19 protein-coding genes are annotated in these 18,828 nt (G+C 45.5%); 11 read left to right on the top strand and 8 right to left on the bottom strand.

Annotated elements, in window-relative coordinates; genetic code table 11:
• Positions 1-512: 512 nt before the first annotated feature.
• From GYX26_RS02800 to bioH, 3 genes are read right to left on the bottom strand one after another with little or no spacing between them, the layout of a single operon-like run.
• A complete protein-coding gene (locus GYX26_RS02800) occupies positions 513-1,403 on the bottom strand; it encodes a patatin-like phospholipase family protein (RefSeq protein ID WP_100091098.1) in 891 nt (296 codons plus the stop codon).
• 6 nt (positions 1,404-1,409) lie between these two features.
• Complete coding sequence (locus tag GYX26_RS02795; RefSeq protein ID WP_100091099.1) at positions 1,410-2,225, bottom strand: methyltransferase; 816 nt, start codon at positions 2,223-2,225, stop codon at positions 1,410-1,412.
• Complete coding sequence (bioH, locus tag GYX26_RS02790; protein WP_174827945.1) at positions 2,222-2,974, bottom strand: pimeloyl-ACP methyl ester esterase BioH; 753 nt, start codon at positions 2,972-2,974, stop codon at positions 2,222-2,224. Before bioH ends, GYX26_RS02795 begins: the two co-directional genes overlap by 4 nt.
• On the opposite strand from bioH, the gene GYX26_RS11360 reads away from it, so the two are divergent.
• From GYX26_RS11360 to GYX26_RS02755, 7 genes are all read left to right on the top strand, one after another.
• The gene (locus GYX26_RS11360; protein ID WP_238791214.1) at positions 2,973-3,683 is read left to right on the top strand and encodes a ComF family protein; all 711 of its coding nucleotides are present in this window, start codon (positions 2,973-2,975) and stop codon (positions 3,681-3,683) included. The two genes, bioH and GYX26_RS11360, sit on opposite strands and share 2 nt — an antisense overlap.
• A gap of 324 nt (positions 3,684-4,007) precedes the next feature.
• The gene (locus GYX26_RS02780) at positions 4,008-4,757 is read left to right on the top strand and encodes a septal ring lytic transglycosylase RlpA family protein (protein WP_370520830.1); all 750 of its coding nucleotides are present in this window, start codon (positions 4,008-4,010) and stop codon (positions 4,755-4,757) included.
• A 79-nt stretch (positions 4,758-4,836) separates the two neighbouring features.
• On the top strand, positions 4,837-5,415 hold the full coding sequence (gene ruvA / locus GYX26_RS02775; RefSeq protein ID WP_174827944.1) for a Holliday junction branch migration protein RuvA: 579 nt from the start codon (positions 4,837-4,839) through the stop codon (positions 5,413-5,415).
• A 41-nt stretch (positions 5,416-5,456) separates the two neighbouring features.
• Entirely contained in the window at positions 5,457-6,005 is a 549-nt protein-coding gene (locus GYX26_RS02770; protein ID WP_174827943.1) for a 5'-3'-deoxyribonucleotidase, read from the top strand.
• Between the two features lie 38 nt (positions 6,006-6,043).
• Positions 6,044-6,658 carry a Type 1 glutamine amidotransferase-like domain-containing protein gene (locus GYX26_RS02765; RefSeq protein ID WP_174827942.1) on the top strand — a complete coding sequence of 205 codons (615 nt, stop codon included), beginning with the start codon at positions 6,044-6,046 and terminating at the stop codon, positions 6,656-6,658.
• 184 nt (positions 6,659-6,842) lie between these two features.
• Positions 6,843-8,132 carry a signal recognition particle-docking protein FtsY gene (ftsY, locus tag GYX26_RS02760; protein WP_174827941.1) on the top strand — a complete coding sequence of 430 codons (1,290 nt, stop codon included), beginning with the start codon at positions 6,843-6,845 and terminating at the stop codon, positions 8,130-8,132.
• A gap of 234 nt (positions 8,133-8,366) precedes the next feature.
• On the top strand, positions 8,367-8,921 hold the full coding sequence (locus GYX26_RS02755; RefSeq protein ID WP_174827940.1) for a hypothetical protein: 555 nt from the start codon (positions 8,367-8,369) through the stop codon (positions 8,919-8,921).
• A gap of 173 nt (positions 8,922-9,094) precedes the next feature.
• On the opposite strand, the gene GYX26_RS02750 is transcribed toward GYX26_RS02755, so the two are convergent.
• The 3 genes from GYX26_RS02750 to GYX26_RS02740 form a co-directional block, all read right to left on the bottom strand.
• Entirely contained in the window at positions 9,095-10,201 is a 1,107-nt protein-coding gene (locus tag GYX26_RS02750) for a 5-methylcytosine-specific restriction endonuclease system specificity protein McrC (protein ID WP_174827939.1), read from the bottom strand.
• A gap of 5 nt (positions 10,202-10,206) precedes the next feature.
• Entirely contained in the window at positions 10,207-11,910 is a 1,704-nt protein-coding gene (locus tag GYX26_RS02745; RefSeq protein WP_174827938.1) for an AAA family ATPase, read from the bottom strand.
• 295 nt (positions 11,911-12,205) lie between these two features.
• Positions 12,206-14,305, bottom strand: a complete 2,100-nt coding sequence (locus GYX26_RS02740) for a M3 family metallopeptidase (protein WP_174827937.1) — start codon at positions 14,303-14,305, stop codon at positions 12,206-12,208.
• A 128-nt stretch (positions 14,306-14,433) separates the two neighbouring features.
• On the opposite strand from GYX26_RS02740, the gene GYX26_RS02735 reads away from it, so the two are divergent.
• From GYX26_RS02735 to GYX26_RS11525, 3 genes are all read left to right on the top strand, one after another.
• A complete protein-coding gene (locus GYX26_RS02735; RefSeq protein ID WP_174827936.1) occupies positions 14,434-14,973 on the top strand; it encodes a gamma carbonic anhydrase family protein in 540 nt (179 codons plus the stop codon).
• Between the two features lie 15 nt (positions 14,974-14,988).
• The gene (locus tag GYX26_RS02730; RefSeq protein ID WP_174827935.1) at positions 14,989-15,129 is read left to right on the top strand and encodes a hypothetical protein; all 141 of its coding nucleotides are present in this window, start codon (positions 14,989-14,991) and stop codon (positions 15,127-15,129) included.
• A 180-nt stretch (positions 15,130-15,309) separates the two neighbouring features.
• Positions 15,310-15,435 (top strand): hypothetical protein, encoded by a 126-nt coding sequence (locus GYX26_RS11525; protein ID WP_255453832.1) that lies wholly within the window; start codon positions 15,310-15,312, stop codon positions 15,433-15,435.
• A 561-nt stretch (positions 15,436-15,996) separates the two neighbouring features.
• Here GYX26_RS11525 and GYX26_RS02725 read toward each other — a convergent pair.
• Positions 15,997-16,620, bottom strand: a complete 624-nt coding sequence (locus GYX26_RS02725; protein WP_174827934.1) for a hypothetical protein — start codon at positions 16,618-16,620, stop codon at positions 15,997-15,999.
• A gap of 215 nt (positions 16,621-16,835) precedes the next feature.
• Here GYX26_RS02725 and GYX26_RS02720 point away from each other — a divergent pair, with 215 nt between their 5' ends.
• Positions 16,836-17,051 (top strand): hypothetical protein, encoded by a 216-nt coding sequence (locus GYX26_RS02720; protein ID WP_174827933.1) that lies wholly within the window; start codon positions 16,836-16,838, stop codon positions 17,049-17,051.
• 320 nt (positions 17,052-17,371) lie between these two features.
• On the opposite strand, the gene tldD is transcribed toward GYX26_RS02720, so the two are convergent.
• Positions 17,372-18,823, bottom strand: a complete 1,452-nt coding sequence (tldD, locus tag GYX26_RS02715; protein ID WP_174827932.1) for a metalloprotease TldD — start codon at positions 18,821-18,823, stop codon at positions 17,372-17,374.
• Positions 18,824-18,828: the final 5 nt, after the last annotated feature.

Raw genomic sequence — 18,828 nt, 5'->3', positions numbered from 1 at the left:
TTTATCCATAATGAAAAAATATGAGGTATGAAGACACTGATATTAGATTATGAATGGTTTTTAGGAACCAAAAGCGGAAACTTAAATAGATATTTGCGAAACTCATTTTAAAACCAAAGCCTCATGAAGGAATCGTAAAAATTTAACGGCTTCACCATAAGTATCGCATTGAGTGCTAGATTGGTTTTTTAATCATCTGTTCAAAGCTCAATCGAAACTAAACTATTAGTTGCTATATGCCATACTAATGTAACGATAAGATTTTCATGTTTATCGTGTCAGATTTAAAAATTTAACCATTATGTTTTATACCCGTTTCTTGGTTAAATACAGCGGTTAGATTTTTAGAAGTACCAACAGATATTGCTGAGTATGGGTAATAATTAATTGTGCTGCTTAATTAGCATTAAATTTCAGCTATTGATTTTACCCTGTTTTTAACAAAATTAACCTGAATAAAAACGCAGACTACCACATAGGCAGTCTGCGCCAGCTGTTTTTAATTTATATACCTAGTTAACCTGATATTTGGCCAGTACCGCGCGAATCTGTGGTAAAGCAGCACGTGCCGCCTGTTCACCTAGCTGGATAGCCTGAGTTTTCTGGTCAAAGCCGCCAACGGTACCCAGCTTCTGTACCTGCGGACTGATAATCACCTGTGCTTTGCCCAGCTCGCTGCTTAGCGCTGATGCACTCATGATGTTAAGGCTCTGGTCGAGGTAAGAGAAAAAACCTTCGCTGGTCAGGCGTGCGGGCTTGGCCGAAATATCTACAGCAATCACCACATTGGCGCCAAGCTGTCTGGCAGCACTAACGGGCACGGGGGCAACCAGACCGCCATCGACAAAACGTTTATTACCGATAACAGCAGGCTGAAAAATATTGGGAATACTGGCAGAAGCCCGTACCGCCTGCCCAGCATTGCCACTGGTGAAAACCGCCATGCGCCCAGTACCAAATTCAGTGGCTACTGCGCCAAAGCGGATAGGAAATTGCTGAATCGGTTTATTACGTACTTTGGCATTGATGTAATCTTGCAGTTTCTGCCCTTTGATAAAGCCGGAAGTAGACAGTACCGGATCGACCAGATCGGATTTATTCAGTATTTCGGCTTCCAGCTCCAGCCGGTCGGGGCTCATACCGGAAGCGTACATGCTGCCCACAAGCGCTCCGGCGCTGGTACCGGTAACAACACGTACCGGAATGTGATTTTCCTGTAACACCTTAATGACGCCAATATGGGCAAACCCTTTGGAAACGCCCCCACCAAGTGCCAGCCCGATAACGGCGCGAGGCTTGGCCGGTGCCGGTGGTGTGGCCGGAGCAGTGCTTTTGCAGGCAGTAATGGTAATAAATGTGGTAATAATCAGTACGCTATTGCGCAGCAACGCTGTGAATTTCATATGATATTAAGGTTCGGATGTTTTGGTTGCAGATGATGGATAAAATTGTATAGGTGCAGCATTCTCTGGCAGTACCTGTTTTTTAACGCCATGTCCATACACGAGCTCAAGCGTAACGTTATGGATATCATTGTTTTTCCAGGCCTGAGCCAGAATGCGCACCGCATCAATTTCGTTATCAAATTGCAGGCTCTGCCACAGGCCGGCCGTGCGCATATCATCAATAAAGCGCTCTGCCCTGGTGTATTGCAGGGTAAGCATGTTCATGTCCATCACTGGATCGTAAAAGCCGTGCTGGTACAGCATATCCCCAAGGTCGTGCATGTCAAGCAGGCGCGGAGTTTTGACAACTATACCCTCTGCGCGCCACAGTGTCAGAACTTCTTTCAGGGTATCCGGACCAAAATGGCTGAAAAACAACAAACCATCCGGCTGTAAAGCTTCTGCCCAGTTTTTTATCACCGCTATTGGATCCGCCTGATGAATCAGGCCGAGATTACTCCATACCATATCGGCAGTCTGATTGCCGGGAAGCTGGTCGGAAACAGTTTGTGCAGGCAGGCTGCCATTGAGTTTCTGCCACCAGCTCAGTTTGGCCTTGCGAATAGCCTGAGCCGCCTGTAAATAGGTATTGCGGCTGTCAAACTCCTGAAATTGAGCCTGAGGATAACGCATTTTGAGCAGCCGGTAGCTTTCATTGCCATCTGCGGCGGCCAGCAGGATGTGCTGCGGTGGTTGTCTCAGAATACTCAGGCGTTCGTCCAGAGTAGCGGCCAGATGTGCATGGAGAAACCAGTCTGGCTGGTGTGGCAGGGTTGTCATGAATGTTGTTCCCAAAACTGGCCCAGTACCCGGGCAAATTCATCAGGATGGCTTAAAAATGGTGTGTGTGCCGCCTGCGGCAGGAGACACCATTCGCTTTGCGGTAGCTGCTGATGCAGATATTCACCCATGCGTGGCGGGGTAATGGCATCGCGGCCGCCATAAATCAGTAATACCGGACAGTTTATGCTACTGAGTAACGGGCGTAAATCAGCCTGTTCCAGCGCATGCAAAGCAGCGTTAAGAGCAGTAGGCGGCCCATACTGGCAGATGGCGGCTACCAGACTGTCGAGACATGCATGTGCACAAGTATCTGCATACAGCATCTGCAATTGTAGAAACTGTTGCATGTATTTGGGATAATCTTCACTGAATTTGTTGGCCATCATATTAAGGCTAACGCGTTGCAGACCTTGCGGATAGTCGCTGCTGGCCATCAGTTTGGCCAGACTGGCCGTCAGGCACAGCGAGGCTACTTTGTCTGGATAGCGTGCCGCCAGACTTAATGCCACCATGCCACCCAGCGACCAGCCAAGTAAATGGGTACGGGCGGTTAGTTGCGCGGCCAGTTGGTCGGCAATGCTGTCTATATTAAAAGTACCATCAAATGGTGCACAGCCATGGCCGGGCAAATCTGGGATACACCAGTGTTTTTGCCATGTGGCCGGCAGATGTGCCAGCAAAGGGTCGAATATATGGTGATTGGCGCCCCAGCCGTGAATTAATAAAGTTTGGGAAGGTGTAGTCATGGGTATGATTTCATTACTCACTTCATTCTGGCACGCATGTATCGGTATGCCACATTGCTTATTATGCCACGATTATGCACATGTCTCAGGTTTGTGCCGGACGTGCTGGCATGATATGGTTGCTTTGCAGCGTACCGATACAGATATATGTCCGCGTTGCCGTGGTGGCCGACTATTGGCCGGACTTTGCGAGAAGTGTCAGCAGCAATGGCCGTTTACCACCTTGTATGCCAGTTACCGCTATGCAGCGCCATTGCAGCAGATGCTGAGCGCATTCAAGCATCAGCGGCAGCTCGCCTTGCTGGATACACTGGCGGCACTGATGCTGGCACAGCCGCCGCAATGGCTGGAGCAAGTAAAGATAGATGCTGTACTGGCCATGCCACTAAGCCGCAAACGTTTGTTTGAACGAGGTTTTAATCAGAGCCAGCTGCTTGCCGCAATCATTGCCCGGCATTACGCGCTGCCAGTGCTGCGGCCAGACTGCGTACAACGTTGTTACCGGCCGCCACAATCCACTTTGAAAAAATCGGCACGCCAGCGCAATGTACGCGGTGTATTTCGTCTTAATCATGCAGTAAAAAAACGTAACCTGTTGTTAATCGATGATGTTGTGACCACAGGCGCAACAATTACTGAATTGGCTCAAACCCTTAAGAAATCGGGCGCTTCACGGATTTATGTCTGGACACTGGCACATCCGGAATGAAAAATCTTTGACAGACAAAGGGCTATTTGGCATAGTGTCGCCCTGTTAAATAACTGATTCAATTATTAACTGCGTTACAATTTTGGCATTTTGCCAATTAGTAAGCAACTTTCTGAACCCGCCAATGTGCTGTAATAAATAACAGCCGGTGTTTGTTCTTGCCAATTGAGGTTACAGCCTCTCCCGCCACATTTTAAAGTGGCCGCCGCTGTTTTTTGCTGTCTTAGTATAAATTCAGTTTTTACCGGACAAAGTATTGTTGTGAACAACAATGGTTGTGCGTCTGGTTTTTGCGTCTTTTACTCAAAGAAACGGAAATACGGTTTGATCAGGATTAAAGTATTATTTGTTAGTGTGGCAATGATGTTTGGTTTCAGTATGGCTTATGCCAAACAAACCAGTAATTTGTCAGCGCCGGTTTATCATGCTAAAAAATCAGTATCTAATCTTACAGTAGTACCAGCAGAACATCTGCACAAAACAGCTAATCTTAGCTATCAGGTAGCGGGCAAACGTTATTACCCGCTGCAAAAAGTGGCCAGTTTCAGTCAGATAGGCCGAGCCTCCTACTATGGTCAGAATTTTCAAGGGCGCCGCACTTCATCTGGTGAACGTTTTAACAGCCAGATGCTTACTGCCGCTCACCCAACCTTGCCTATCCCCAGTTATGCCCGGGTAACCAATCTGTCCAATGGCAAGACAGTGGTCGTACGTGTTAACGATCGTGGCCCGTTTCACGCTAACCGGGTAATGGATTTATCCTATGCCGCAGCGCAGCAGTTAGGTTTCGTCCGTGCCGGTACCGCTCAGGTACGGGTAGAACAGATTGTGCCTGGGGAACGTATCCAGCCGGCTGGCACAGGTGGCAATATTTATGTAGACCTACAGCGGTTTGGCAGCAAAGAAAAAGCCCAGCAATATCTGAAAGCAACCTCACAGCATTTGCTGGCGGCCGGAAGCCAACATCAGGCCAAGCTGGTAAAAGTTAAAGACAGCTATGTTGTCCGCATGGGACCTTTTCAGCAACAGCAACGTGCTGATGAAGCGAAAAAATCAATGCTAACCGCATTGTAAACCCTGCTATCAGGTCGGAAAAAAGCCCGTGGTATCATGCACGGGCTTTTGTTTATTTGCTAGTTGGAAAAGGAATATAATGATTGGTCGTTTACGTGGAATTGTATTGGAAAAAAATCCGCCTGTAGTCGTACTCGATGTTCATGGCGTGGGCTACGAGGCTCAAGTATCCATGCAAACCTTTTACACCTTGCCGGCAGTGGGAGAAGAGACGGCACTGTATACACAGCTAGTGGTACGTGAAGACGCCCACCTGCTATTTGGCTTTGGCTCCCGCGAAGAACGGGAAACATTCCGGGCTCTGGTAAAAGTAAGCGGTATTGGAGCCAAAAGTGCTTTGGGTATTTTATCCACCCTTACCAGCGATGAACTGGCTAAGGCAGTTGCCTCCGAAGACATTAAACGCCTGACAGCCGCGCCTGGTATCGGTAAAAAAACTGCCGAACGCATGGTACTGGAATTACGTGGCAAGCTCGCCGGTAATGGCAATGCCGCTGGTCTGTTTACCCCGGAAGCCACTGATAGTAACGAAGATATTATCAATACACTGCTTGCCTTAGGCTATACCGACAAAGAAGCCCGTACTGCCTGCAAAAATATACCGGCGGGCACTGATATCAGTGAGGGCGTACGGCTGGCCTTAAAAAACATGCTATAACTATTTGTTTGATAATGACACAAGCCACCATAGGAATTTGTATGGCCTCTAAATTGATTTTGCTGGATCAGGATGGCGTTTTAGCCGACTTTGAACAGGGAGTACGGCAACTATGGCAGCAGACTTATGAACAACCACTGCCACTGGCTGAACGCAGGCATTTTTACCTGTGTGATGATATGGCACCCCAGTATCACCAACAGCTAGCCCGGATTTACAGCAGCAAAGGCTTTTTCGCCTCCTTACCACCCATGCTAGATGGTATTGCCGCGGCCAGACGCTTACTCGAAGCCGGTCATGATGTGCGTATCTGTACCTCACCCATTCAGGCTTATCATTACTGTGTAGCTGAAAAATTTGACTGGGTATGCCAGCATCTGGGCGAAGACTGGCTACAGCGCATTATTTTAGCCAAAGACAAAACATGGGTACGTGGCGATATTCTGATTGATGACAAACCACAGATAAGCGGCAGCCTGATACCGCAGTGGCAGCACTGGATTTACGATCAGCCTTACAATCGAACCCAGACCAGGCTGCACCGAGTAAACTGGGCGCAGCCGGAAACCTGGTCTGAATTATTGCAATAAAGACCATACAGGATAAATAGAAAGGTTGGAGACTAGCGGTGAAAACAATATTTTTAACCTCCTATATTGCCGGAATAACCCAGCAGCTTGCAGATTTTATTCAAAAAAATCGAATAAACAGTAAAAGTGTCCTGTTTATTCCCACTGCTGGCAATGTTGAAAGTTACACCGGATATATAGATGAAGGCAAAGCAGCACTGCAACAACTTGGATTTCAGCTTGAATTACTGGATATAGCCAGTGCCGATACCCAGCAGTGCCACCAGGCCTTTGCTGCCGCAGAAATAATCTGCATAGCCGGCGGCAATACATTTTATTTATTGCAGCAACTGAAAAGAAAAAATCTTGATCAGTTACTTGTACACAGAATTGCACAGGGCTGCATTTATATCGGCGAGTCGGCAGGCGCAATTATTCTGGCCGCAGACATTGAATATAGCAGTATGATGGACGACAGCAGTCTGGCTCCTCAACTGGAGAACTATGCCGGTTTAAATGTCATCGATTTCTATCCATTACCGCATTATATAGAAGAACCTTTTGCAGATTCAGTACAGCAAATCTATGCGAAGTATAGCAATCATTTAAAGCTAATACCTTTTAATAATCAGCAGGCTATTATTATAAGTAATCACGATTATACGGTGGTATAAATATCCATGAATATAAACAGCCAAAAGGATTGCGCGGATAAGCAAAACCGCCGGAATAACATGGCAATCATGTCATGATGTATTATCAAACAAGCATCTGCTTAGGCTACAATAGCACAATTAATTCATTACCAAAGACTAGTGTTTATTGAACTTTGGTTTACCCTAGTATCAGGAATACCCCATGTTTCGATTTTTTAAAAGAAAAAAAAATACTGAGCCAGCAGTGGAACAACCCGCGTCCACGCCCAGCCAGCCAGAGAATGTACAACAGCCACAGGAGGTAATTGTTGAATCAGCTCCGGCTGAAACAACTGTTAAAACTGAAGCGGAATCCAACCACCCTACCACAGCCGAAGCAGCACCAGCTGACGAAGCAACTGCCCAACCGGCCGCCGAGACAGCCGAAGAAATCATTGTACCGACAGTGGTGGATGAACCGGCCGCCATTGCCACAACCACAGAACCAGCACCAGCTCAGACACCGGCAGGCGAAAATGCCATGGTTATCCCGGTTGCACCAGCAGAAACCAGCAGCGAGGCAGATAAACCAGCCAAGCTGGGCTGGGCAGCACGCTTAAAACAGGGGCTGAGCAAATCGCGTAACCACATGGCCAAATCGCTGGCTTCCGTGTTTGGCGGCGGCAAAATCGACGAAGACCTGTACGAGGAGCTGGAAACCGTACTGCTCACCAGCGATATGGGTATCGAAGCCACCGAAAAACTACTGGCACAGGTACGCCAGCGTGTGACCCTGAAAGGGCTGAAAAACGGTAACGAACTGCGCAGTGCCCTGAAAGAAGCATTGTATGAATTACTACAGCCCCTACAGCAACCCCTGATTTTACCCACAGATAAAAAGCCGTTTGTTATCATGATGGCTGGTGTGAATGGCGCAGGCAAAACCACCAGCATCGGTAAACTGGCCAAATATTTCCAGAGCCAGGGTAAAAGCGTACTATTGGCCGCTGGTGACACTTTCCGAGCTGCTGCGCGCGAACAATTGCAGCAATGGGGTGAGCGCAATAACGTTACTGTAATCGCACAGGCTTCCGGCGATTCGGCTGCCGTTTGCTTTGATGCACTGGAAGCCGCCAAAGCACGCAGTATTGATGTGGTACTGGCCGATACCGCCGGCAGATTACCTACCCAGCTGCATCTGATGGAAGAAATCAAAAAAGTAAAACGCGTACTACAAAAATCCCTGCCCGAAGCGCCGCATGAAGTGATGCTGGTACTGGACGCCAACGTTGGCCAGAATGCCATTAATCAGGTAGTCGCATTCGATGACGCCCTTGGTTTAACCGGCCTGATTGTTTCCAAACTCGATGGCACCGCCAAAGGCGGTATTCTCGCCGCACTGGCGGCCAAACGCCCTATTCCGGTACGTTTTATTGGTGTAGGTGAAGGCATCGATGATTTACGCCCGTTTGATGCACGCGCGTTTGTGGATGCGTTGATTGAGGATGAGTAATCAAATCATACCAAATAAAAAAGCTGGCTATTAATATGAAATAGCCAGCTTTTTTATTGTTTCAGTATAAATTTAATATTCAGATAGCAAGACTTAATCATGTCCGCGAGCATATTGGAATAGCCGGGTAATCATGTAAATAAATACTATTGAAATTAAAAAATTTTACTTTAACTGTTTAATTTATATTAAAATAAATAATAAAAGAGGTTAATTCAAACAATAGAGATATTTATGACTCAGAATAATGACAATGTGCCACTGAGTAAATTGTTTTTACAGTACCAGCTATTTGGCTACAACATAATGGCGTATCTGAGTAAATCTCTTGCCAATGCTACATTAGGAGAGATTGATCATCATGCTGTAAACAATATAGATGGTTGTTACCAGAAAATAATCTTTCCTGACCAGACTTCGATTCGTTATACCACATGGAGAAATGGACGGCCGTTTTATATTATTTTATTTAACCCACAGAATGAATACCTATTTGAACTGGATTTATCCAGACTGGTTTGTATTGAAAACCGCTTTACCTGGTATCTGGGTATACCGACTAATCCCGATTCAAAAAAAATTTTGACAGATACACTGGAGCAGGTGCAACTGCCATTTGAGTATATGGCATGGGTAGAGGCTCAGAAGATAATGTTAAAACAGGGAAAAGTGGTTTTTAAAGAAGGATTTCTATTTCTTGAAGATAATAGTTGGGATGAACTGCTGGAAAAGCTCGCTGTACTTGTTCAGGCTGTGATGAGAAAACATAATATTGCCAACTACGGGTAAATTGTAAAATTAATAGTTTGCTACAGATAATGGTTTGATTAGTCAAACACTGTTTTGCGTAAACTGGATAAGATAATAGAAAAACTATTAGTAATAATTTTTATGTCATAATTTTAATTTATTATCAGAATAGCCGGGATGGAATGATGGATTCAGACATACAGAAATCTTATTCAGCCACATCGACAATGGCATAATAAATTCAGCAGATTTTTTCTGATCAGGCTGGATTCCTGACTTAAATCAATGGTACAAAATCTGAATTGATGGTTTTGAATAGTGACATATTCATTAATTGTGTCATTTATCACCGGATATAACAGCATTCCAGTTGCATTGCAGGATGGCGGATCGGCTGCATTTTCCTGACTTCTCAGATAAGCATATAGCTGATAGATATGGCTGCTTTTAAAAACCTTGTTTTTGTAGCGAGACTGATGATGAATGGATGTGCATTTGGTATCAATAATCAGACGATGATTGCAGTTGCGATGCTCAATAATCAGATCTGTTTGCATATTAGGCAAAAAATTTTTTATGCCAGAGCTAGCCTGTTCCTGCTGCCAGTATAACCGTTTGCCTGTGCTTGTTTTCCAGTCGTTGCTATTCAGGTTTACCCGGCAAAACCCAACCACTGCTTTTTCAAATAAACGCCGTAACCAGTGATCGGTTTTCTTTACCTGTTCGACCTGATGTACACCTGCCAGCTCAGTAGGAATGGCCAGATTAAAAATAAGCCGGCACAGGGTGAGCAGGGTTTTATCCTGTTTGCCTGATTGATCGAAATAGTCGGTTAAATAGTTATAGTGGGTTGACTGGCCTATTTTCAGCTCCTTAAAACGGCTGATGATTTTCTGGCATTGTCGAGTTAGTATTTTATCCTGTAACTGCGGCAGCAAGGCATGTGCAGCCGCATGGATATAACGGTTTTTAGGTGTATCAATGGTTAAAATATCAAAATGGCATTGAATTCGGCCTTTTTCCAGTAATTGCTGTCGTGCTGTGATAAGCATATCTATTTTTCCCCTGACACGATTCAGTACCTGAGTATGTTGCTGATAGCCACAGGATAATGAGCGCATCAGCCTTTTACCTACGGCCTGACAATACAGTTTGGCCACCAGCTTGATCAGATCCTCCGGATTATTTTCTAGCTGCACCCGTTGCTGTTTGCCAAGTGTCTGGTACAGGTCAGAAGCATAGAGTAAAAGCAGCCAAATGTTTCTAATAGGTACAGTGGCTACGGTAGTTTTTACTGTTGATTGATTAGACAGATTCATAACAGCTAGCTGACATCAGACAATAATAATTCTATGGCATCTTTAATTTTAGCCGGCTCATCAAACCAGTATTCCGCCAGTAAGGGCTGGATTTCAGTTTGAATGATATGCCTAAACCAGTTGTCAGCGTCCGCTATCGGCTTATTGCTGGTCAGGTAGCTGTGCCCGATCGTAAATGCAGCTCCCAGCATGGGATCGTCACTGATTAGCTGGTTCAGTTGGTGCATACGTTGCTGCCAATCCTGTAGTTTTTCTGGTGAAATATTAGTTTTTTCAGCCATGTATTTCCGCCACACATCACCAAAATTTGGGTGCAGACTGAAAAATGCAAAGCGGCGCCGCAAGGCAAAATCAACCATCGCCAGTGAACGATCGGCAATATTCATGGTACCGATTACATACAGATTATCTGGAATAAAAAAGCCCTTTTCATGTTCGCGTTTATAGGTTAATTCCAGTGCTTCTTGAGCAGTACGCTTATTAGCTTCCAGCAGGGTTAGCATTTCTCCAAAAATCTGTGCCGGATTACCACGGTTGATTTCCTCAATTACCATTACATAATTTGTATTAACATCGTTTCTTGCCTGATTGGCTATTTCGATAAAGGGGCCATCAATTAACTCAAGCTTGCCATTACTGGATGGGCGATAGCCACGGATAAAATCCTCGTATGACATATTCGGATGAAACTGGATCGCTTTAATATTATCAAAATCGCGATAGCCGACTATCACATGGGCTAGACGTTTGGCCAGCCAGGTTTTTCCTGTGCCGGGTGGCCCCTGTAAAATCAGGTTTTTCTTTTCAGTTAATCTTGCCTGAATGATTGCTAACTGATCCGGGTCGGTAAAGCAGCCTTCTGCTATTAAGTCGTTCAGGGTGTAAGGTTCTCTGATTACTGGCTGGTCAATACTTTTCATAATATCAGTATCTTTTTCATCAGTAGTATCAGAATTATAATCTGATAGTTTGTATTGCCCATTTCCCTTAAAAAACAAAATTTTTTTATCACGTAATTCCTGCAAGGTTCGGCTCACGGATTGGCCTATTGTATTATTATTTGGGAATAGTATTTGCAGCTGCTGCTGATACTGATTCAGAAATTGTTGCCGGGTAAAAATACCGCTATCATTTTGCTGACAAAGCTCCTGAATGAAACCCAGTACTGTTTGTTGCCATTCATTATTTTCCTGTACCTGATTTACAATGTCATTTAATTGTTGTTTGGCAAGATTGATATCACCAAAACGTTCCCGCCAATAGGGTGCGTTGCAAAATCTGTTGATATCCTGTGGCTGATTATGAAAGGTGAAATTAACCAATTGCTCAGATTGCCAGCTGGAAATATTTACCTGCCAGATGGTTTTTAAGCTGGTATAAAAATACCATTTTTTTTCAGGAGTGCATTTTTGCCACTCTATTTTCAGGGATTTACCATCGCCCGGATTGTCGATAACAGTACCGATGGCTTTAATTTTCATTACCGAAACAGGGTAGCCCTGAGTATCGAAAGGCAAATCATCCGTTTGTACGTAAGTAGTCTTGATTGCAACCTGATCACCGGCGCTAATTAAACGAACCAGCTCTATATCCCTGCTATTATTGCCGTTGTATAGCCACTCGCCTTTGTTGATGAAATTTTCACTCTGGTCATCATTATCATTAAAACAAGCCCCTAAAAACCAGTAGTTTTTATTTGTATTAACCATTTTCTTCATCTGTGCAAATTGTCACAAGCAGTAGCCAAATCATAGCATGTTAATTATTTTTTATTAATATGGCTAAGTTTTTAGCATGCTCAGGTTAAGGGTTAATAAGCTGGTTTTTAAGAATAGATTGTTTTTAAAATAAATTTTAATATATTGGCATGGATTTAATCGTTATCATTCTAAATACTGGCAGAGTTTCTGTCTGGTTCTAAATGGCTAACACAATATCTGCCCCAAACTCTGGTCAAATAAAAACGCGGTGTGATACACCGCGTTGTCTGTATTGAGCCTAAATTCAGGCTGCTTCATTAAAACCACAATGACGTAACAGCGCATCAATATTTGGCTCGCGGCCGCGGAAAGCTTTGAATGACGCCATGGCCGGGCGAGAGCCGCCTACCGCGAGGACTTCACGCCAGAAGCGCTTACCTGTGGTGGCTGCATCAGCTTCTTCCTCAAACGCAGCATAGATATCAGCAGAAAGCACTTCAGCCCAGCTATAGCTGTAGTAACCGGCAGAATAACCACCGGCAAAGATATGGCTGAAGGAATGGGCAAAACGGTTAAAGTCTGGCTGTGGCATCACCGCTACCCTGCGGCGCACTTCCTGCAAGGTTTGTTGCCAGTCGCAGCCCGGATGGCTGTAGATTTCCATATCAAACTGAGCAAATTCCATCTGGCGCAGCATAAACAGGCCGGTCTGGAAGTTTTTGGCCGCCAGCATTTTGTCGTAAAGCTCTTTTGGTAAAGGCGCGCCGGTATCCTGATGGCTACTCATGCCAGCCAGCACATCGTATTCCCAGACAAAGTTTTCCATAAACTGGCTGGGCATTTCTACAGCATCCCACTCCACGCCATTAATGCCGGATACACCCAGCTCATCTACCTGAGTAAGCAGATGATGCAGGCCGTGACCAGTTTCGTGGAACAGAGTCAGGATTTCATCATGGCTCAGGCGTGCAGTATTACCGGCTACGGGCGGGGTAAAGTTGCATACCAGATAGGCGATCGGTGTCTGGAGCTGGCCGGTATGATTTCCGGTGGTGAAACGGCGGCGGCCGCGGTAGTCATTCATCCATGCGCCACCGCGCTTACCGGCACGTGCATACAGATCCATGTATACACCACCAATGATGGCTCCGCCCTGTTCCAGCTCATAGTAGCGCACATCCGGGTGCCATACTGGTACCTGTTTTTCAATAAAATGCACGCCGTAGAGTTTGTCAATCTGGGCAAACAGGCCGGCCAGTACGCGGTCGGCGGGGAAATATTTTTTTACCTCAGTCTGGCTGAATGCATACTTGGCCTGACGCAGTTTTTCGCTGGCATAGGTAACATCCCATGGCTGTAAATCATCCAGTCCGAGCTGTTCGTGGGCAAATGCTTTAACTTCTGCCAAATCTTTTTCAGCAAATGGTTTGGCGCGACTGGCCAAGTCTTGCAGGAATGCCAGTACCTGCTGCGGCGTATCGGCCATTTTGGTGGCCAGAGACAGTTCGGCATAATTCTGAAAACCCAGTAATTGTGCTTCACGTGCAGCGATTTGCAGGATACGGTTGATATTGGCGGTATTATCCCATTTGGCTTCACCCAGCTCGCTGGCACGGGTTGAGTAGGCATGATAGAGTTGTTGGCGCAGTTCACGGTTGTGAGCGTATTGCATTACGGCCAGATAATGCGGCATTTGCAGGCCGATTTTATAGCCGGTTTTACCTTCGGCTTCGGCTGCGGCGGCAAACATGGCCAGTGCTTCTTCTGTCAGCCCGCTGATTTCGCTGTCGTGGGCAAAATCGGCAGTGCTGCTACTGTGGCTGGATGCATTCTCTTTACCGGCCAGTGCTTCACCATTGGCAAAATACAATGCAAACGCGTCGGTGGCATCAAGTACATTCTGGCTGAATGCCGCAGAAAGTTGCGCGCCTTCGGCCTGCAAGGCTGCAAATTCGGCCTGTTCCTGTGCCGGCAATTCGGCGCCACTCAGGACGAAATCGCGTAAATCATGATTCAGTTTGGTTTGCTGTGCTGCGCTCAATTGTGCATATTCTGCACTGGCCTTGATATTCTTGAAGCGCTCATATAAAGCGATATCCTGACTGATGGCAGTGAAAAATTCGCTTACTTTCGGCATCAGGGCATTATAGGCTGCGCGTAATTCAGGCGTATCGGCCACGCTGTTCAAATGGGCAACCACCCCCCAGATGCGGCCGACACGTTCGGTGATATTGGTTAATGCTTCTACCGTGTTATTCCAGTTTACGCCAGATTCTGCTTTCAGCGCGGTAATGGCGGCATTGGCCTGATTCATGGCTTCAGTCATGGCCGGTTCAATATCAGTGGCGCTGATGGCATCAAAGCGCGGTTCGCTATCCAGATTCAACAAAACATTTTCAGACATAGTATTCTCATGAGAAAAATACCTGTAAATTTGCGGTTTTTCAGGTAAATCGGGTGGAAAAGGCAGGAGCTGCTGTTTATCTTCTGCTCTAAATGATGTGTATAATGCAATAGGATAAGGTCAAAAACATGAAAAACAATATTCGTTCTTATTTGGATACGCAACCACAAATTGCTGATAGTTGTTATATAGATGATATGGCAGTGGTTATCGGGGATGTGGTGTTGCACGAACAGGTATCTGTGTGGCCGTTTGCGGTGATTCGTGCCGATGTGAACAGGATGCAGATTGGCGCCAGAAGCAATATTCAGGATCACTGTATGCTGCATGTAAGCCATAAAACAGCGGCAAAGCCAGATGGTTCACCCCTGCTGATTGGTGAAGATGTGACCATTGGTCATCATGTTAATCTGCATGGCTGCACCATTGGTAATCGCGTTCTGGTGGGTATCAATTCAATCGTGCTGGATGACGCTATTATTGAAGATGAGGTGATGATTGGTGCCGGCAGTTTGGTTCCGCCACGCAAACGGCTGGCCAGTGGCTATCTGTATATGGGTTCTCCCGTGCAGCAAATTCGCCCGTTAACAGAAAAAGAACGCGAGTTTTTGCCGTATTCTGCGGCGCATTATGTTAAATTGATGCAAAATTACCAAGTTAACCTTTAATGTAAGGATGATGGAATGAAGAAATTTTTGTCTTTAGGCTTGTTGTGCAGTGTACTGGTATTAGCTGGATGTGCCAGCCATGGCACAGGCGGTGGCCAGACTGAAGTATATGGCCAGCTCAAAGGTGGGGTGGAATCATCTCATACGGGTCATTAAACTTACTGCTTAAGTAACTTGGCAGTATAAACTATTGTCCTATATGAATTAATTAGTGTCGTAAATTGGGTATATTATGCGGTTGGAAAGTGCAAAATTTGTATGGACTGATTGTTATAGTGGTAGAGTTAAACTGGATTAGCAAAGCAGTTTTTCAAACCAATCACAAAGGACACTATGATGAAAAAATTATTAGGAATCGGCGCTTTATTGGCTGCTATGGCACTGTCAGCCTGTGCAACAACACATTCTGGTACTAAAGAAGCTCCGTATAGCGATGTACAGGCCGCAGTAGAATCTAATTAATTGTTGTATTGATTAAAAGTGGTTGTGTTTGCCAGAAATATTTATCTGGCGAATGCAACCACTTTTTTGTTTTTATATTATTGATTTTTGAATAATAAATAACAGTTATACAGTCTGGCAAACATTGTGATAATGGTTATAGATGACCAGTTAAGAAGCATATAGAACAATATGACAGCAGGTATTGGTTTAGCTTTAATGTCACGCTAATTATATAAATATAATCAGAATTGTGTGGCTTGAACTAGTAGCAGAAATATATCGCTGCTGACTATTTTGCTTAAATGCAGGGAAGCTTGAAATTTCATTCAGAAGTATCGGAGCACGCCTTCTTTTCCCGCTGCTATCCGCAAAATGTCTGACTGGCAGGTTTTTGTGAAGAGGGATAGATGGCTGCGGGTATTTTATTTACCCAGATAATTTCAAATTTTATATAAACGTTTAATTTTACCAGCCAGTGGCAATATAGCCAGTTGGCTGGCTTAAATCATTATGGCTATAGCCATCTTAAATCTGTGACTATGAACGTAATCTTGAATAAGGCAGCACTAGTTTGTAATTTTAGTGGTCAGCAGATTCTTCTACGTTAACCAATGGTGTCGTTGAACCATCTGCATTTACTTCCTGTAGAATCACGCCACACTGGGCAGATGTGGAAGCAGCAATAGCTTCGTAATCTCTACCTGGTCTGGCCACAAATGTGAGCTTGTTACTCTGGCATGATGGCTGGTAAGTAATTATTTTTCCATCATGATGGGTATCGTTAACATTAGTTAGGCCAATAATGGCGTTGGATATGGTAATGGGTACGTTGGCCGGGATAGTGAATTCACGGTAGTACAGCTTCGACAAATTGTGATTATGCTGCCTCATGGTATCCAGAGTGGTAGTGTCTGGTATGCCGATAGTGCTGTTACGGGCTACACCCAATAATGAAGCAAATGCACCGCCCATATTGCCACCGGTTGATTCTTTTACCACATGTCCCTGAAAGCTGTATTTCATATTAGTAGGCTTGCCGTTTTGCCCGAATATACGTATCCGCGCCTGTGGTGCTGCATCGTTCGGTATATCCTGCGCCATGGCAAGATTAAAGTTTAAACTTAATAAAGTGCTGACTATCAGGAACTTTATCAGGCTGGGCTTGGATTTGATTTTTCGGGTAACAAACATATGGCGGCTCACAGAATAGCTTAGGTTAAAGAAACAGCTTAAAAAAGGTGTTATGGAAACAATTAATAAATATTACTATTATGTCCCTGCAAACGAAACAAAATTTTGCTATATCAAAAATTTACTTGCAGAATATTTACCCGCATCGAAAATTGACCAGTTAAGGGGAGATACCAAATTGGTGTCGATAAATTTATGTACAAGCAGTAAGCCGGATAGTGCTGCTGTTGGCATTGGAACCACCTGCTCATTGTGACATAACGATAACCGATGACTATATCCAGCCGTATCGTGGTTATTGCGACAGTATTGCGGATAAAAAATTTGTTTGTGGTTTGTTGTGCCGAGAAAGCAAAGTATGTGTAGAAATCATTCCCAAGCATTACCGGCTGATGTTATGTGGTGGACGAGACATCAGTACAGTTCAGCCAGCACACTGCTGAAATCTGTATACTATGCTGATTGATGCGGGAAAAATAAACGTGTACACCTGCATCACAGTAATAAAAGCTTAATACAGCGTAAAGAAAAAAATCATCAGACTGCTTGTTCTGGTCATTAGCAACGCGAGTATTACTGTAGACAAATATTATCTGCATCAGAAAGAATGCGAATTTTACTTTAATAACCGCGATAAAAACCTGAATACGATTCTGCTCAGGCAATTTAAGCACAGGCCATGATAAAGTCACACCCATGACTAGATTAAAAACAAAAACGGGCGCAGAAATGCTCGCCCGTTTTTTACTGGTTTTGGTGCTGATTAGGTTTGGCTGCCGCCAACGGTAAGGCCCGCATCAATACGCAAAGTGGGCTGTCCCACACCTACCGGAACGCTCTGGCCGTCTTTACCACATACGCCTACACCACTGTCCAGACTGGTGTTATTGCCAATCATACTGACATGTTTTAATACCTCAGGGCCGCTGCCGATGATGGTGGCTCCTTTAACTGGGTACTGTAGCTTGCCGTTTTCAACCCACCATGCTTCCGAAGCACTGAATACAAACTTGCCGCTGGTAATGTCTACCTGTCCGCCACCAAAATTCACCGCATATAAGCCTTTATCGACAGAAGCAATAATTTCTTCAGGATTAAGCTGGCCGTTTTCCATATAGGTATTAGTCATACGCGGCATCGGTGCTGAAGCATAGTTTTCACGGCGGCCATTACCGGTAACCGGTACCCCCATCAGGCGGGCATTGGTTTCGTCCTGCAAATAACCACATAAAATACCGTCTTCAATAAGCACAGTGCGTCTGGTGGCGTTACCCTCATCATCGATGTTCAGAGAACCACGGCGTTCAGCAATATTCCCCTGATCCACCACTGTCACCCCTTTCGCGGCAACACGCTCACCCAGCCGGCCGGCAAATGCACTGGTACCCTTGCGGTTAAAATCACCTTCCAGACCATGGCCAACAGCTTCATGCAGCAATACACCCGGCCAGCCGTTACCCAAAACTACCGTCATCGAACCTGCTGGTGCCGGACGCGCCTCCAGATTAGTCAGCGCCTGTGCCACGGCCGTATCCACATACGATTTAAGCATGGCATCATCAAAATAGCCCAAGTCAAAGCGGCCGCCACCGCCACTGCTGCCCTGTTCACGCCGCTCACCCTGTTTGGCAATTACCGTCACCGACAAGCGTACCAGCGGGCGAATATCAGTATGTATCCGTCCATCCAGCCGTGCCAGATAAATCAGCTCGTGTTCGCATACCAGCCCGGCCATTACCTGCACAATGCGCGGATCTGCTGCTTTTGCCAGTGTTTCCACCCGCTGCAATAAAGCCACTTTGGCTGCCGCATCCAGACTCAGCATCGGATTAGCCATACCATACAGTAGCTTGGCCAGCGGTGGCGTACTCAGGCCAACTGAACGCTGCTGCCCGGCCTGACCAATCGCCCGTACCGCCTGCGCAGCATTGGTTAATGCCTGTACATTCAGATTATCGGCATAGGCAAACGCCGTTTTTTCCCCACTTACCGCGCGTACCCCCACGCCCTGCTCAATCTGGAAACTGCCTGATTTCACCATGCCCTCTTCCAGATGCCAGCTTTCATAGGTACTGCGCTGGCAGTAGATATCAGCATAATCAATGTGGTGAGCACCCATCAGTGACAATGCATGAGTAAAATCAGCCACGGCCAGCTCGTTATCGGCCAGTAGCTGTTGGTGAACAAGTTGAGCGGTTTGGGTAGAGATAGGCATGAGCA

The organism is Snodgrassella sp. ESL0253, from assembly GCF_013344965.1.
Lineage (GTDB): Bacteria > Pseudomonadota > Gammaproteobacteria > Burkholderiales > Neisseriaceae > Snodgrassella > Snodgrassella alvi_B.
Note: the sequence above shows the minus strand (reverse complement) of the source record. Positions and strands in the feature narration are given on the sequence as shown.